This window comes from Pelagibacterium halotolerans B2 (assembly GCF_000230555.1).
Taxonomy (GTDB): Bacteria; Pseudomonadota; Alphaproteobacteria; order Rhizobiales; family Devosiaceae; genus Pelagibacterium; species Pelagibacterium halotolerans.
The window spans coordinates 3,929,437-3,944,837 of the sequence record NC_016078.1 but is presented as its reverse complement, the minus strand read 5'-3'; the positions used below and the strand labels follow the sequence as shown (position 1 = coordinate 3,944,837).

Below are 15,401 nucleotides of genomic sequence, written 5' to 3'. Positions count from 1 at the left end.
CCTTTGTTTTATCGCGTGTCCGAACCGCAAAACCGTTTCCATCCCCGATCGCGTCGAGGACATGCTTTTGCTGGACACGCTCTAGAAGACGATCGAGAATAGCGCCCAGGCGGCAAGGATGCCCAGCGCGATGAGCATGGCCCTGTCGTAAAGGCTTATGGCTGTTGCGATATCGTCGGCGGTGAGGTTGCGTTTGCCCTCGCCCATTTTCGGCAGATCGAGCGTTTCGCCCTTGTAAGCGCGCGGGCCGCCGAGACCGAAGCCGAGAGCGCCGGCCATGGCGGCTTCGGGCCAGCCGGCGTTGGGGGAGGCGTGGTGGGGGGCATCGCGGCGGGCGGCTTCCCAGGCGGCTTTCGTGTCGGCTCCGGGCATGGCGCGGGCGGCGAGGGCGAAGAGGCCCGCCGTCAGGCGCGCGGGGATGAAATTGACCAGATCGTCGAGCTTTGCGGCGGCCCAGCCGAAGGCGGCATAGCGCTCGGAGCGATGGCCGATCATGGAATCGGCGGTGTTTATGGCCTTGTAGATCGCGGCGCCGGGCAGGCCGAAAAGGGCGAGAAACAAGAGCGGCGCGATGACGCCGTCGGAGGTGTTTTCGGCCAGGGTCTCGATGGCGGCGCGGGAGATCTCGGCTTCGTCGAGTTCGGCGGTGTCGCGGCCGACGATGTGGGCGACTTCGCGGCGGGCGGCGTCGATGCCCTGCTGACCAAGGGCGCGGGCGACGGCGAGGACGGCGTCGCGCAGACCTTTCTGGGCGATCAGGGTCGAGGCGAGGAGGATTTCGACGAGCCAGCCGAAAGGCACAAAGCGCAGGACCTGCTGGAGGCCGAGGGTGACGACGAGGACGGTGAGCACGACCGTGGCGATGGCGACAACGCCCGCTATCCGCCGGGAACCAAAGGATTTTTCGGGGTCGTTCTGGCGCTGGTCCAGCATCTCGATCAGTTTGCCGATCCAGATGACGGGGTGGCCGATCCTGTCGGTGAGCCAGGCGGGATAGCCCACGATCCGTTCGAGGATAGCGGCGAGCAAGGCGATCACGATTGCGGCTCCCGGGCGAGGGCGAGGATGGCATCGAGGTCGAGATGGGTCTCGAGATGGGCGGCGAGATCGTCAAGGGTCTGGTCGATCAGGCGATCGAAATCGAGCAGCGGATCGATGGAAATGTCAAGGTTTGCAAGGAATTGGCGGCGGAAGGCGTCGGCGGCAAAGAGCCCGTGGAGATAGGTGCCCATGATTTTTCCGTCCGCCGAACGGGCGCCTTCGGGGACGCCGTCGACATGGGCGAAGGGGCGGGCTGTATCGGGGCCGGATGTTGCGCCCATATGCATATGGTAGCCGGTGAGCGGCAGACCGGAGGCGGCGTCGGTGGCGGTTTCGAGGCGGAGCTGTTTGACCCCTTCGAGGCGGGTTGCGATGTCAAGATGGCCAAGCCCTTGAGTTTGCCCGGGTTTTCCTTCGACGCCATCGGGGTCTGCGACCGAGGTGCCGAGCATCTGGTAGCCGCCGCAGACGCCCAGGACATGACCGCCGGCCCGGATGTGGGCGGCGAGATCGATATCCCAGCCCAGGGCGCGGAACAGGTCGAGATCGGCACGGGTGGCCTTCGAGCCGGGGAGAATGACGAGCTTTGCGTCTCGGGGAATGGGCTGGCCGGGCTGGACGATGACCAGGCTGACGCCGGGCTCGGCGCGCAGGGGATCGAGGTCGTCGAAATTGGCGATCCGGCCCAGCCGGGGTACGGCAATGACGGTCTTCCCCGGATTTTGTTCAATATTTTCAATGGCTAACACATCTTCCGCCGGCAAACGGGATGCGTGCGCGAAATGAGGCACGACGCCGAGACAGGGGCGCGCGGTGTGGGTTTCGATGATGGCGCGGCCGGTGTCGAACAGCGTCGGATCGCCGTGGAACTTGTTGACCAGCGTTGCCGCGATCAGATCGGCATCGGCGCGATCGATGACGGCAAACGTGCCGGCAAGGGACGCGATGACGCCGCCGCGATGAATATCGCCGACAAGGATGACCGGAATTGTCAATTCCTGCGCGAAACCGAAATTGGCGATATCGCCTTCGCGCAGATTTATTTCCGATGCACTGCCGGCGCCCTCGACGATGACGAGATCGCTTTGGGCAGCGAGCAGATTAAACGCATCGAGGACCGCGGGCATAAATCGGGATCGATTTCTGAAATAATCGCGCGCCGACATCGATGCGACGCGCTTTCCCCTTATAACCACTTGAGAACCCGTATCTTTTTCCGGCTTGAGCAGGACCGGGTTCATGGCCGTAACCGGCTCTTTGCGGGCGGCTTTGGCCTGCAGGGCCTGGGCGCGGCCGATCTCGCCGCCGTCGGATGTGACGGCGGCGTTGTTGGACATGTTTTGCGGTTTGAAGGGCGCGACCGAAAGGCCGCGATTGGCAAAGGCGCGGCAAAGTCCCGCTACAATCAAGGACTTACCGACATCGGACCCGGTGCCCATGACCATGATGGCGCGGGTCATTTCCGGGCTCCCTCGATGATGTGGGCGTAAGAGCCCATGACTTTTTCCAGCACGCAGCCCATGGGGTCGAGGGGGGTATCGAGCGCGTCAAACGCGCCAAACAATGGCGGCAAAAGGTATGGAGTTGAGCGTTCGGTGACGCCAGATTGCTCAACATTGGGGAAATATTGTTGGGAATAATGAAATTCGTGCGCGCGCAGGCTTTCCGGCCAGGGCAATGGCGAGGAATGGGTGAGACGGCGATAGCCGAGGACGCGCCTGGGGCGGTCGATGGCGGTCGAAACCGGCAGGAGGCCCGCCATGGGGTATGTGGCCCCGGTTTTGTCCGTGAGGGTTTGCCCCAGGACCATATAGCCACCGCATTCGCCATAGATCAGCGCGCCACGGTCGCGGGCTTTGAGGAGGCCCGATTTGAAACCCGACGCATTGGCGAGGGTGGCGCCGTGCAGTTCGGGATAGCCGCCGGGGAGGAAAACCGCGTCGGCGTCTGCATCGGGCGCTTCGTTTGCCAGGGGCGAAAAAAAATTCAGCGATGCGCCGGCAGTGTGCCAGCTTTCGAGCAGGTGGGGATAAATAAAGGCAAAGGCCGCGTCGTGGGCGATGGCGATGCGCTGGCCGAGGGGGGTAAGGCTGGGGATTTGCGCGGCGGATGCCACCGGCGCGGCGATGGCGCCGAGCAGGTGAAAATCGAGATGGGTGGTCATCATCGATCCGGCGCGGGCCAGATGACCGTCGATGCCCTCGATATCGCCGGGGAGGACGAGGCCGAGATGGCGCTCGGGCAACGCGAGATCGGCGCGGCGGGGGATGGCACCGAGACAGGGGATGGCTGTCTTGGCCAGCGCGGACCGCAGCATGGTTTCGTGGCGGTCGGAGGCGACCTTGTTGAGGATGACACCGGCGATGGCGACATCCTCGCGCCATGAGGCAAAGCCGTGGACCAAAGCGGCTACGGACTGGGCCTGACGGTCACAATCGATGACGAGAATGACGGGGAGGTTGAGCGTTGCGGCAAGATCGGCGGTGGAGCCCGTGCCGTCGATAGCGGAATCGAAAAGGCCCATGACCCCCTCGATCAGGAGGGTATCGTGGTCCTCGGCGTGTCGGGCGGCGCGGGCTTTGAGGGTGGCGGCATCCATGGCCCAGGGGTCGAGATTGATGGCGGGGGAGCCGGCCGCTCTGGAGAGGAAGGCGGGATCGATATAGTCCGGGCCGGTCTTTGCCGGGGCGACGCGATAGCCCGCATTGACGAGCGCGCGGGCGATGCCGAGCGTTATGGCGGTCTTGCCCGAGCCCGAACGGGGGGCGGCGATGATGAAGCCACGTGGGGACGGATCAGTCACGAGCCAACTCCTGCGCGGTCAACCACTGCCGGCGCGCGTTCTGCTGCCGCCCTGCCCCGGTCCCGGCTTTCGCCGGGATCAACTCCGGCCGGGGTCCAGCGGCATTGGTCCAACCGATAGAGTTCGTGGCGACGCACATGGGCCCCGGCTTTCGCCGGGGAAGCGATGGGGGGTGGGCGAGTGTGGGGGGAAGAGACGCGTTGGCGGGGTGAAGGGCTTCAGCCAATGGTGTTCTCCCGCAGGGGGCCTGCGTACCAGTCGAAGGTTTCGCGGTAGCGCGAGACCGGGCCGAGGACGATGATTGCGGGGGTGGGCACGGCGGCGTCGGCCAGATCCCCTGCCCGGCCCAGCGTTGTTTCGAGGACGGACTGATCGGGCAAGGCGGCGTTGGAGACGATGGCGAGGCGATCGGACCCATCGCGGCCGGCGGCGATCAGTTTTTCGGCGATCGAGGGGAGGTGCTTGACGGCCATGTACATGACGATGACCGGGGACGCCGTGGCGATGGCGGGCCAATCCACGCCCTGCGGGATGCCGCCTTTTTCATCGTGGCCGGTGAGAAAAATCACAGTGTGATTGGTGTCGCGATGGGTGACGGGAATCCCGGCATAGGCCAGCCCACCGATGCCCGCCGTGATACCGGGCACGATGCGGAAAGGGATATTTTCGCGGGCCAGGGTCTGGACCTCCTCGCCGCCGCGTCCGAACATCATGGGGTCGCCGCCCTTCAATCGCAGCACCCGTTTTCCGGACCGGGCGTGTTCGACGAGTTTTAAGGTGATATCGGCCTGTTTGGGCGAAGGCTTGCCGCCGCGCTTGCCGGCATAGATTTTTTCGGCCCTGGGGTTGGCCATATCGAGCAGGGCGGGGGAAACGAGCGCGTCATAGACGATAATGTCCGCCCGACCCAGGGCGTGATAGCCCAAAAGCGTCAAAAGCCCGGGCGCGCCGGGGCCGGCGCCGACCAGCCAGACCGAACCGGGCGCAAAGTCGGGAAAGCGTGCGGAATCGAGGGCGGCGAAATGGCCCTTTTCCACCGATTTGCGCCTGAACCAGCCGAACACGCGAATCCCCATTTCCTTTTTCGTAGCGCTGTATAAATCTATGCCATGAATTGGGGCAATCGCGACACCACCGGACGGCGCATATTGATCCTTGGAGGCACGACCGAGGCGCGCGAGCTCGCGGGCCTGCTGGTAAAGGCCGGTTACGCGGTCACAACGTCTCTGGCCGGGCGCACCGACACCCCGCGCTTTCCCGAAGGCGTGGTGCGCATGGGCGGGTTCGGCGGCAGGGAAGGGCTGGCCGAGTACCTCAAATCGAACCGGATCGAGATGGTGGTGGACGCGACCCATCCTTTCGCCGCGCAAATCTCGGCCAATGCGGTTGCCGCGGCAGCCGATGCCAAAGTGCGCCTGATCCGGCTGGAACGCCCGGCGTGGAAAAAGCCCGAAGGCGCGATCTGGCTGGAGGTCGGGTCGACCCTCGATGCGGTGCACGCCCTGCCGCGCGGCGCCCGGGTGTTGCTGACGGTTGGGCGGCAGGACCTTGGACAGTTTCTGGCCCAGACCAATGTCGAGTTTGTGGCGCGCATGATCGAGGTGCCGGCAGGACTTCCGACTGACTGGACGGTGATTGCGGCGCGCGGGCCATTTACGCTTGAAGGGGAAACCGAGCTTATGGAAGAGCACGGCATCACCCATCTGGTGACCAAGAATTCGGGCGGGGCGCAGGTGGCAGCCAAACTCGCCGCCGCAACGCAGCTTTCCATCCCCATCATCGTGATCAGGCGCCCCCGGCTGCCAAGGGCCGAGACCGTGGATTCGGTGGCCTGGGCGCAAGAGGCTATAGCGCGGATTTTCCGAACCGGGTGATGTCTATGGGCGTATCGGCCCGGCCCAGAGCGCAGGTCACATTGCCCGCGATCTGTTTGGGCACGATCAGCGTGCCGGCCTTTATCGCCACCGCCTCGCACACGCCGGCCACGCCGATGGCCGCCTCGACAGTGGCCGATGGGGTTGCCAGGCGCTTTTTCTCGCGGTCGATCTCGCGGCGGGTGAAGGTGCGCAGGGGTACGCCGAAATGATCGGCGGCTTCGAGCAGGGCCGGGGTTCTGGCGTGGGTGTGGATGGTGGCGAGCGCGGCAAGGGCCTTGGGCGCGACGCCGGCGGTTTCGAGCGCTGCCTCAAGGAGGTCCACCACTTCGGAACAAGCGGCCCTGCTGGTGCAGCCGAGCCCGGCAATTATGGTTTTGGGGTGGACGAGCAGGCCGGGGCCGGGTGCAGGGCTTTCGGTGAGACGGAGCAACTGGCTGCCATCGCGCGACACGGGATAGCCGGCAAGCTCGAGCCAGCCCGACAGGCCCTCGACGCGCAGTTTTTCGCCCTTCAAAAGTGCCGCCATGAGCGGGCGCACCGCCTCGGGGTTGGCCACCACATAGCCTGGGGGCGGATCGTCGAGGGAGAAATCGTAAAGCGTATCGGAGGTGGCGGTGACGGCGGCAAAGCCGCGAAAGCCATCGGCGATCCAGCGGGCCAGAGCGTTGGCGCCGCGATGGCTGCCGAGCAAGGGAACGGCGACCTTGCCATCAGCGGAGACGGCAACCACGGGCGGCTCGGACATCTTGTCGCCCAAGACGCCATCGAGCAGGCGGATCAGCGCGCCTGTGGCGCAGACCCCCACGATGGGCGCGCCCTGGCGATAGGCATCGGCGACCAGAGGCGTGGCATCGACACGCCCCGGACCGCACAGATGCACCGGCGCGCCCAGAAGCTGGGCCACGTGACGGGCGATCTCATCGCCGCGAGGCGAGGTGGAAAATACGAGCGGGGTCTTCAACGCCAAAATTTAACTTGAGTGAGGCAGTTCGGTTTTGTCGCCTAGCATGGTTGGGGGGAACGGGCAATGTGTTGGGGGGCGGAAGAGAGGTTGGGGGTACTGGGTCCCGGGTCTTCGCCCGGGATGACGGGGGTGGGGAGGAGGAGTTCGGGGCAGCCTCGGCGCGGCGGTCAGGTGATGCGGGCGACGGACTCGCGGGGGACCAAATGGACGGGCAATTCGATTATGGGGAGGTCGGATCTGGTGCGCGCCTCGATGATGTCGAGGACCAGGCTCATGGCGTGGCGGCCCATCTCCTCCTTGGGCTGGTGGACCGTGGAAAGGCCGGGAACATAGGTATCGGCGAGCACGATATCGTCGAACCCCATGACGGAAAGATCGCCGGGCACCGAAACGCCGTAGCGGTGGAGCTGGGAAACAAACCCCATGGCCGCCTCGTCATTGGCGCAGAAAACGGCGGTGGGGCGGTCCTTGAGGGACAAAAAGCTCTGGGCGGCGGCGCGGCCGCCGATGGCCGAAAAGCCGCCCTCGAAGAACCATGTGTCGTTGATGGGCACCCCCGCTTCGGTGAGCGCGCGGCGCAGCCCGTTGGCGCGGGCGCGGCGGACGGGGGTGCGGTGCGGGCCATAGGCATGGCCGATGCGGGTGTGGCCCATTTCGATAAGGTGCCGGCCGGCGATATAGCCGGCGCGCTCATTGTCGATGAGGATGTGGGGCACGCGCATATAGCCACGCTCCTCGCTCATGGCGACGATGGGCGGGGTGCCGGCATAGAGCTGTTGCAGCAGGGACAGATCGTGATCGAGGATTTCGTGGCCCGAGAGGATGATGACGCCATCGACCCTGGCGTTGCGCAGGTTGGACAGGATCAGATCCTGAGTGCCGCCGGGGCTGGGATTGGCGATGATGATGGAATAGGCCGAGGCTTCGGCGCGGCGCTGGATGCCGCGGAAAATCTCCGAATAATAGATGTTGCCGATATCGGCGGCGACGACGAGCACGGTGTTGGCGCGCTGCTTTTTGAAATTGCGCGCGGTTTCCGATTGCACGTAATGGAGGGCATCGACGGCTTCCTGCACCTTGCGGCGGGTCTTTTCGGTGACCGTTTCAGGCGCATTGATGGCCCGCGAGACGGTTGCCGTCGACACGCCGGCCTGGCGCGCCACGTCTCCGATGGATGGTCTTTTCACTTGCCCCTGCCCCAAGCGCATATTTTTGAGGGCCCCTGTTTACGCCAATTGGAGCCCGAGCGGAACCATGGCGCTGCATGAACGGGACCAGACGGCTTGCGAAAACCACAATCGGCGGGCAATCATCGCAAAATGTTGCGCCAGCTTGTCCTTGCCATAGCCATTTTTACCAGCGTTTCCGGGAGCTTTCCGGCGGCGGACTGGACGCGTTATGTCAATGCGCGATTCGGGGCGGCCGTGGATATTCCGGCCGATTTCGTCGCCGATGGCCCGGCCCAGGTGGCGGGCGAAGGCAGGCGGTTTCGCGCATCGAACGGGCGGGCGAGCATCACCGCATGGGGCGGGCCGAGCCAGGGCGCCGATTTTCTGACCGAAATGCGCCGCCGGATCGGGGCGGACGAGGCAGAGGGCTGGGCGATCACCTATCGCTCGGAAACCCCCGACTGGGCGGCCTGGGGCGGCACGCGGGGCGGGCATGTTTTCTATGCCAAGACGATCCTCGTCTGTAACGGGCAGCAGACCGCCAATGTGCGGCTCGACTATCCGGCGATGGACGTGCCGGCGTTCGACTCCGTGGTCAACCGGCTGGGGCAGAGTCTGGGCCAGGACGGGGCCTGCTTTTAGGACCAATCGACATTCAGCCCATGGTGGCCTGCAAATGGCGGTTTTCTGCGCTTCCGGTGCTCACGTACATAAGTACGCTCCGCTCCAGTTCTCGAAAACCATCATTTTCGGCTCACCCTGAGCTGAATCTCGACTGGTCCTGGGCCATTTAACCCAATTTAGAATTCAATTCCGGCCTGGGCCTTGATGCCCTGTTCGCGGAAGGGGTGCTTGATCTGGGTCATTTCGGTGACGAGGTCGGCGATCTCGATCAGTTCGTCCTTGGCGTTGCGGCCGGTGACGATGACGTGCTTGTCGGCGGGGCGGGATTTGAGGGTTTCGATCACCTCGTCGAGGGGCAGGTAATCGTAGCGCAGGCAGATGTTGAGCTCGTCGAGCAGGATCATCTGGTAGTCGGGGTCGGCGATCAGTTCCTTTGCCCGGTCCCAGGCCTGGCGGGCGGCGGCAAGGTCGCGCTGGCGGTCCTGGGTTTCCCAGGTGAAGCCATCGCCCATGGCGTTGATCGAGACCTGATCGGGGAAATGTTCGAGAATGTCGCGCTCGCCGGTGTGCCACTTGCCCTTGACGAACTGGACGATGCCGATTTTGAAGCCATGGGCGATGCCGCGGAACACCATGCCGAAGGCGGCTGTGGATTTGCCCTTGCCCTTGCCGGTGTGAACGATGAGCAGGCCCTTTTCGTTGGCGTTCGCCTCGACCAGCTTGTCGCGGGCGGCCTTTTTCTTTTTCATCTTTTCGGCGTGGTAGGCGTCGCGCTCGGCCTCGGTCATGAGGTCGGTTTTCTTGGGCTGGCGTTCGGTCATGTCGCGTCCTCGAGATGGGCATAGGCGGAATTGGAGCGGGGGGTCCAGAAGCCGCGCAGGCGGGCCTCGTTGAACTTTTCGATCAGTTCGTCATAGCCGAAGCGGTTGGCGGCGATGAGGAAATCGCGGGTGGCGTCGTCCTCGATAAAGGCGGCAAAGGCCATGTCGAAATGGTGGGATTTGACAGCGCCGGTGGTGGCGGCGAAGCCGAACATGAAATCGACTGTCGCGATGATCTCGAAGGCGCCGCGATAGGAGTGGCGCTTCATGGCGTCGATCCATTTGGGATTGACCACACGGGCGCGCATGACGCGGGCGATTTCTTCTTCGAGCGTTCTGACCTTTGGGGTTTCGGGGCGGGAGGTATCGAGGTGGTAGGCGGCGGGCTTGTGGCCCGAGAGGGTTTCGACGGCGGCGGAAAGGCCGCCCTCGAACTGATAGTACTGGTCGGAGTCGAGCAGGTCGTGCTCGGCATTGTCCTGAACGTGGACGACGGCATCGGCGGATTTGAGGCGCGCGGCGAACAGCGTTTTTTCGGGCAGACCTTCGGCGTGGGCACCATAGGCGTATTGGCCGGTGGCGAGGACGGCGTCGGCGAGGTCGGATTTTTCGGCCCATTTTCCGGTCTCGACCAATTTGCCGATGCCGGTGCCATAGCCGCCCGGCGCGGCGCCGAAAATGCGGTGGCCGGCGCGCAACCCCGCTTCGTCCTGCGTGGCGCCCTCCTCCATCATGGCCAGGGCATCGGTGCGCATGCGGGCGGCGATGGGGTTATCCTCGATGGGTTCGTCCAGCGCCCCGATGGCGCGGATGGCGCGGTCGAAGAGGGCAATCTGGGCGGGGAAGGCATCGCGGAACAGGCCCGAAATGCGCAAGGTGACATCGACGCGCGGGCGGCCAAGCTTGGCGAGCGGGATGATCTCATAGCCCGAGACGGTGAGGGAGGCGCCCTGCCAGACCGGTTTGGCGCCGATCAGGGCCAGAGCCTGGGCGATGTCGTCGCCGCCGGTTCGCATGTTTGCCGTGCCCCAGACGCTCATGGCGAGCGAGGTGAGCCAGAGGCCGTGATCCTGATAATGGCGCTTCAAAAGATTTTCGGCGGCTTTCTGGCCGAGCGCCCATGCGGTCTGTGTGGGGATGGCGCGGTTATCGACCGAATAGAAATTGCGGCCGGTGGGGAGCGTATCGATGCGGCCGCGGGTGGGGGCGCCCGAGGGGCCGGGGGCGACGAACTTTCCCGCGAGGCCATCGAGGAGGGATCTGATCTCGTTGGGGCCTGAGGCGGCAAGGCGCGGGCGGATGGTGGTTTGGATGGTGTCGAGGACGGCGATGGTCGAAATCCAAGCCGGATCGGGGGCTCTGCCGGTGACGAGATCGGCGGCGAGGGCTTCGAGGCGTTCGATGGTGTCGCCGTTGGAGCGCCACATGCCTTGATCCATAAGAGCCTGGGGCTTTGGTCCGGTCCAGGGGGCGGCAAGATCGAGGGCGAGGGGATCGATGCCGAGTTTGAGATCGTCGGCCAGGGCGCGGATCAGCGAGGCATCGCCCCCCTGCCCTTCACCGCGCGGGACGCGGGCGAAGGCGACGAGGAGATCGCGCTCGAAATTGCCTTTTGGCGATTGGCCGAAGATGTGCAGGCCGTCGCGGATCTGGGCTTCCTTGAGTTCACACAGGAAATTGTCGATCTGGTTGAGGGCTTCGGTTTCGTCGGCGGGCAGGCGCAGATCGAGATCGAGGCGGGCGTCGCGGGTGAAATCGAGGATTTTGCGTTTGAGGCTTTCGAGCCGCCGCTGGTCCATGCCCAGCGCCGCGTAATATTCATCGAGCAGGGCTTCGAGGTCTTTTAGGGGCCCATAGGTTTCGGCGCGGGTCAAAGGGGGGACCAGATGGTCGATGATGGTGGCGCCGGTGCGGCGCTTGGCCTGGGTGCCCTCGCCCGGATCGTTGACGATGAAGGGATAGAAATGGGGGAGCTGGCCCCAAAGGACCGAGGGGTAGGATTCTGAATCGAGGGCATTGGCCTTGCCGGGCAGCCATTCGAGATTGCCATGCTTGCCATTGTGGATCAGCGCGTCGATGCCGAAGGTGTTTTTCAGCCAGAGATAGGAAGCGATATAGGCGTGGGGCGGCACGAGATTGGGGTCGTGAAAGCTCAATTCCTCGGCCACATCGTAGGCGCGGGCGGGCTGGAGCAGGATGGCGATGTTGCCGAAGATTTTTATCGGCAGATGAAAGGCGTCGCCGCGCACGAAGGGATCGGCTTCCGGTGCGCCCCAGCGGGCGGGGACATCCTCGCGGATGCAGGGGTGGAGGGTTTCGAGCCAGCTTTTGTAGGTTTGAACCGGCAGGATGGCGTCCGAGGTGCCGTGCTGGGGGCGGGCGTTGGTGGGGCCGGTTTGCAGGTGCTCGATGAGGGCGGTGCCGGAGGAGAGGGTTGGGGAGGAGGGCAGACGCTGACCACCCCTCATCCGACCCTCCGGGCCACCTTCTCCCCTCTCGAGGGGAGAAGGAAGGTGCGGCTCGGGGCGCGCGACTTGGGCCTCCCTCTCCCCGGCGGGGGGAGAGGGCTGGGGTGAGGGGTCGGCGGCATGCTCTGGTGCTGGATTGCTTGATCCGATGTCGTAGCCCGCCTCTGAAAGCACCTGCAGGATCTCGACGCTCGATTGGGGGGCGTCATAGCCGACGCCGTTGGCGAGGCGGCCATCCTTTAGGGGATAGTTGGCGAGGACGAGGGCGATCTTGCGCTGGGCGGGGGATTTGGCGCGCAGGCGGGCGTAGTTCTGGGCGAGGGCCACGGCGCGGGCGATGCCATCGGGTTCGGGGGTAAAGGCGGTGAGCAGGCATTGGGTGCGCTCGTGCCAGACCGCTTCGGCCTTGTGGCCGACGATCAGCGCGCCGACGCGGCCATCGATTTCAGGCAGGACCACCTGCATGGCGAGGTCCTTGGACGTCAAACCACGCGGATCGGCCTCCCACATGACGGGCGGACGCGAGCCCTGGACGAGCTGGATGACCGGCGCGTCGGTGAAGGCGAAGGGGTTTTTATCGGAGGCCAGATCGTTGATGCCAAGAGCGAAGCCCGTGAGATTGAAGATGGCGGCGGGTTGGATGTCACCGAGCGTCTGGCGGACGAACCCGGCGCAATCGGGCGATTTCAGCGAGGAGATGACGATGGGCACCGGGGCAAGACCACGCGATTTCAGTCCATCGATGAGAGCCTCCAGCGTGGCGGTGCCAGCGCCTTCGAGGACGGCGCGGTAAAAGAGGATGGGGACAGTGGCGCTTGGCGCGAAGCCCCGCTCACCCGCCCCTTGCTGCGCAATGGTCGACCCCCGATCAGGTCGGGGGCAGGCTCTCTCCCCCGAAGGGAGAGGTGCGGCCGGCGCCGTGCTTGTGGCGCCCCCCTCACCCCGACCCTCTCCCCCGAGGGGAGAGGGAGTAACTGGGGTGGCGGGCGCTCCGAAATCCAGCACACTCTCGGCATGCGAGGGGATGGGCGCCACGGGACCGAACGTTTGAACGATGCCCCGTTCCCGGTCCCAGAAGCCGAAGGCGGGGAAGGGGTTGGGGGCGCGGGCGATTGGGTTGCCTGCCGCGAGGGCGCGGAAGGCGGAAAGGATGGCGTCGGCGTTGTCGGGGCCGCCGGTCAGGAACAGCTTGTGCAGGGTGTGCCAATCGTGTTCGGCGATGGTCGAGCGGGCCAACAGCACGGGATCGGGGGTGGCGTCGCCGGGCAGGAAAGCGAGGGGAATGGAATTTTGCCGGGCCAGCATTTCGATTTCATCGCAGCCATAGGGCCAATAGGCCGAACCGCCGATCAGGCGAATGACGATGAGGCGGGCATGGGCGAGCGTATCCTCGCACCAGAGGTCGACCGAGAAATTGTGGCTCAGCCGCATGAGATTGGCCAGCCGCAACCCGTCCTCACCGACCCTATCGGCGGCGGCGGCGAGCATGGACAGTTCGCTATCGGCCGAGGAGGCAAAGGCGAAATCGCCCGGGGTCTGGGCAAGATCGATGGCCTCGCCCTCCTGCTGGAGCGCACCGGCCTGGGCGGCGAGAAGGTGCATCAGGTTTTGCTCCAGGGCAGCGCGGTGGCGGCGAGGGCGAAAGCGCCCGCAAGAGCCATGAGAAGGAGGCCGGCAGGGAAAATGCCCGCAGTGCCGAAAATGGCGATGGCGCCCGGAACGCCGCCGATGAGCCCGGTTGCTCCGCCGATGGCAAGGCTGGCGAGGAGGCGATGCTGGCCGATCCGGGCGTGGCGGAGGGCCAGCCTCCAGCCGATGGCGGCGAGGATGGCGGGCAGCAGGCCAAGCGCCCAGCCCATCCCCAGCGCAAGGGGCAGGACGAGGGCCTCGTCATCGAAGGCGGCGAAAGGCGGATCGGTGACAAGGACAGCGGCAATAACGACAAGCGTGCCGACGATGGGGCCGAGCAAAACGATGGCAGCGAACCGCGCGCCGGAAACCGAAGCCGGGCGCACGGGTTGCGGCTGTGATGTATCGGGACGGCTCACGCGGCCTCTGCGATCTTTTTGAGGTTCGCCTCGATGGTCTCGCGCGCCAGGGGGCTTTCGCCGATGACGACGAGCCGGGTTTCACGGGTTTCGCCCTCGGCCCAGTCCCTGTCGAAATAGGCGTTGACGCGGGGTCCGACGGCCTGGATGGCGAGGCGGGCGCGGGCGCCGGGGATGGCGGCGAAGCCCTTGAGCCGCAAAACGTCATGGGCGGCGATGGTATCGGCGATGGCGGCGAGAAGCTGGTCGCGGCCGGGGCCGGAGGGGATGGTGAGCGAGAACGAATCGAAATCGTCGTGCTCATGGCCCTCGCCATCGTGTTCGAGCTCGTGATGGCTTTCGCGGCCTGCCAGATTGTCCTCGGTGGACATGCCGAGGCCAAGGAGCGCGAGCGTATCGACGTGGCCATTGGCGGCGCGAACGATCCGGGTGCCGGGGCGCATGTGCTTTTTCAGCTCGGTTTCGACGGCTTCGAGGGCGGCGGGGTCGACAAGGTCGGTCTTGTTGAGAACGATCATGTCGGCGGCGACCATCTGGTCTTCGAACAACTCGCCCAGCGGGGTTTCGTGATCGAGCATTTCATCGAGCCGGCGCTGGGCGTCGACGGCTTCTTCATTGGCGGCAAAGCGGCCCTCTGAAAGGGCGGCGGCATCGGCGACGGTCACCACGCCATCGATGGTGACCTCGGCCTTGATCTCGGGCCAGTTGAAGGCGCGGATCAGGGGCTGGGGGAGCGCCAGGCCGGAGGTTTCAATGACGATGTGATCGGGGCGGTCGGGGCGGGCGAGGATGGCCTTCATGGTGGGGATGAAATCATCGGCCACGGTGCAGCAGATGCAGCCATTGGCAAGCTCGATCATGTCTTCCTCGCGGCAGGTTTCATCACCGCACCCGGCCAGGACGTCTTTATCGACGCCGATATCGCCGAACTCGTTGATGATGAGTGCGATGCGCTTGCCTTTGGCGTGGGCGAGAAGATGGCGAACCAGGGTCGTCTTGCCGGCGCCGAGGAAGCCCGTGATGACGGTTGTTGGGATTTTCGAGGTCATGGGACCCTCCAGAAAATGGATGGAAACAATCTAAAGCAGGAAGGGATTGCGGCACGGCAGGCGGCGGCGCCATGGGCGCGGCGCGGCTGTTGCCTTAACATGTCCTATGCCGGGCTCGCTGCCTGCCCTAAGGGGCAAGGGGCGGACCGGAAAGGACGGAACGCGGGCCGGCCGCGGGAAAACTTCTGGTCGTCACAGCAACACCCTCCGTGTGCGAACGCAAAATGCCGACCCCGTCATGGGGCCGGTCGGGTGTGCTGGCAGGTCTCCTGGCTCGTCACTTTATCGGTTTCCGGTTGCCTTCCCGGCCCTTGGGCCAGTGGATAATTCCGAAATCCATCGCGACTTACAGTTGCGGGGGCAGCCACGGCATTGGCCCCTTTTGGGTCGTCCGCACCGTGTTCCCTTTTGCTTCCCGTTTCGACTCTTGCAACGAAAGGGGAACCAACACGGTTCTAGATGTGCCACGCGCAACGACCCCGCGTCAATTGCATCGGAGGGCGTGCTCGCTTATCACCAGAGAGAACCAGACAATCG

The 15,401-nt window shown here is 64.9% G+C and carries 12 protein-coding genes and 1 riboswitch; of the genes, 2 read left to right on the top strand and 10 right to left on the bottom strand.

The features are described 5' to 3' along the window. Positions 1–81: 81 nt before the first annotated feature. The 4 genes from cbiB to cobA all read right to left on the bottom strand — a co-directional run bounded on the left by cbiB (position 82) and on the right by cobA (position 4,920). Positions 82–1,038, bottom strand: a complete 957-nt coding sequence (cbiB, locus tag KKY_RS19265; RefSeq protein ID WP_014133070.1) for an adenosylcobinamide-phosphate synthase CbiB — start codon at positions 1,036–1,038, stop codon at positions 82–84. Then, a complete protein-coding gene (locus KKY_RS19260) occupies positions 1,035–2,501 on the bottom strand; it encodes a cobyric acid synthase (protein WP_014133069.1) in 1,467 nt (488 codons plus the stop codon). Before KKY_RS19260 ends, cbiB begins: the two co-directional genes overlap by 4 nt. After that, complete coding sequence (locus tag KKY_RS19255) at positions 2,498–3,844, bottom strand: cobyrinic acid a,c-diamide synthase CobB (RefSeq protein WP_014133068.1); 1,347 nt, start codon at positions 3,842–3,844, stop codon at positions 2,498–2,500. The genes KKY_RS19260 and KKY_RS19255 overlap by 4 nt, the downstream gene beginning before the upstream one ends. Before the next feature lie 218 nt (positions 3,845–4,062). Next, complete coding sequence (gene cobA, locus KKY_RS19250) at positions 4,063–4,920, bottom strand: uroporphyrinogen-III C-methyltransferase (protein WP_083824226.1); 858 nt, start codon at positions 4,918–4,920, stop codon at positions 4,063–4,065. A 33-nt stretch (positions 4,921–4,953) separates the two neighbouring features. On the opposite strand from cobA, the gene KKY_RS19245 reads away from it, so the two are divergent. Further along, positions 4,954–5,718 carry a cobalt-precorrin-6A reductase gene (locus tag KKY_RS19245; protein ID WP_014133066.1) on the top strand — a complete coding sequence of 255 codons (765 nt, stop codon included), beginning with the start codon at positions 4,954–4,956 and terminating at the stop codon, positions 5,716–5,718. Here the strand turns inward: KKY_RS19245 and KKY_RS19240 are convergent. Next, positions 5,690–6,688, bottom strand: a complete 999-nt coding sequence (locus KKY_RS19240) for a cobalt-precorrin 5A hydrolase (RefSeq protein ID WP_083824224.1) — start codon at positions 6,686–6,688, stop codon at positions 5,690–5,692. The genes KKY_RS19245 and KKY_RS19240 overlap by 29 nt on opposite strands. A gap of 164 nt (positions 6,689–6,852) precedes the next feature. Continuing rightward, the gene (locus KKY_RS19235; protein ID WP_158308089.1) at positions 6,853–7,872 is read right to left on the bottom strand and encodes a LacI family DNA-binding transcriptional regulator; all 1,020 of its coding nucleotides are present in this window, start codon (positions 7,870–7,872) and stop codon (positions 6,853–6,855) included. Between the two features lie 132 nt (positions 7,873–8,004). On the opposite strand from KKY_RS19235, the gene KKY_RS19230 reads away from it, so the two are divergent. Beyond that, entirely contained in the window at positions 8,005–8,496 is a 492-nt protein-coding gene (locus KKY_RS19230; RefSeq protein WP_014133063.1) for a hypothetical protein, read from the top strand. A 158-nt stretch (positions 8,497–8,654) separates the two neighbouring features. Here the strand turns inward: KKY_RS19230 and cobO are convergent, their stop codons facing one another. From cobO to cobW, 4 genes are read right to left on the bottom strand one after another with little or no spacing between them, the layout of a single operon-like run. Continuing rightward, the gene (gene cobO / locus KKY_RS19225) at positions 8,655–9,299 is read right to left on the bottom strand and encodes a cob(I)yrinic acid a,c-diamide adenosyltransferase (protein WP_014133062.1); all 645 of its coding nucleotides are present in this window, start codon (positions 9,297–9,299) and stop codon (positions 8,655–8,657) included. Beyond that, a complete protein-coding gene (gene cobN / locus KKY_RS19220) occupies positions 9,296–13,369 on the bottom strand; it encodes a cobaltochelatase subunit CobN (RefSeq protein ID WP_014133061.1) in 4,074 nt (1,357 codons plus the stop codon). Before cobN ends, cobO begins: the two co-directional genes overlap by 4 nt. Beyond that, complete coding sequence (locus KKY_RS19215) at positions 13,369–13,815, bottom strand: hypothetical protein (protein ID WP_041528920.1); 447 nt, start codon at positions 13,813–13,815, stop codon at positions 13,369–13,371. The genes cobN and KKY_RS19215 overlap by 1 nt, the downstream gene beginning before the upstream one ends. Then, complete coding sequence (cobW, locus tag KKY_RS19210) at positions 13,812–14,864, bottom strand: cobalamin biosynthesis protein CobW (RefSeq protein ID WP_014133059.1); 1,053 nt, start codon at positions 14,862–14,864, stop codon at positions 13,812–13,814. Before cobW ends, KKY_RS19215 begins: the two co-directional genes overlap by 4 nt. 242 nt (positions 14,865–15,106) lie before the next feature. After that, a riboswitch (cobalamin riboswitch) is annotated at positions 15,107–15,328 on the bottom strand. Between the last annotated feature and the right edge of the window lie 73 nt (positions 15,329–15,401).

Bases quoted from the DNA above. Each gene is read 5' to 3' on its own strand.
- KKY_RS19260 (WP_014133069.1), bottom strand. From the start codon at position 2,501: ATGACCCGCGCCATCATGGTCATGGGCACCGGGTCCGATGTCGGTAAG.
- cobA (WP_083824226.1), bottom strand. From the start codon at position 4,920: ATGGGGATTCGCGTGTTCGGCTGGTTCAGGCGCAAATCGGTGGAAAAG.
- KKY_RS19245 (WP_014133066.1), top strand. From the start codon at position 4,954: ATGAATTGGGGCAATCGCGACACCACCGGACGGCGCATATTGATCCTT.
- KKY_RS19230 (WP_014133063.1), top strand. From the start codon at position 8,005: ATGTTGCGCCAGCTTGTCCTTGCCATAGCCATTTTTACCAGCGTTTCC.
- cobO (WP_014133062.1), bottom strand. From the start codon at position 9,299: ATGACCGAACGCCAGCCCAAGAAAACCGACCTCATGACCGAGGCCGAG.
- cobN (WP_014133061.1), bottom strand. From the start codon at position 13,369: ATGCACCTTCTCGCCGCCCAGGCCGGTGCGCTCCAGCAGGAGGGCGAG.
- cobW (WP_014133059.1), bottom strand. From the start codon at position 14,864: ATGACCTCGAAAATCCCAACAACCGTCATCACGGGCTTCCTCGGCGCC.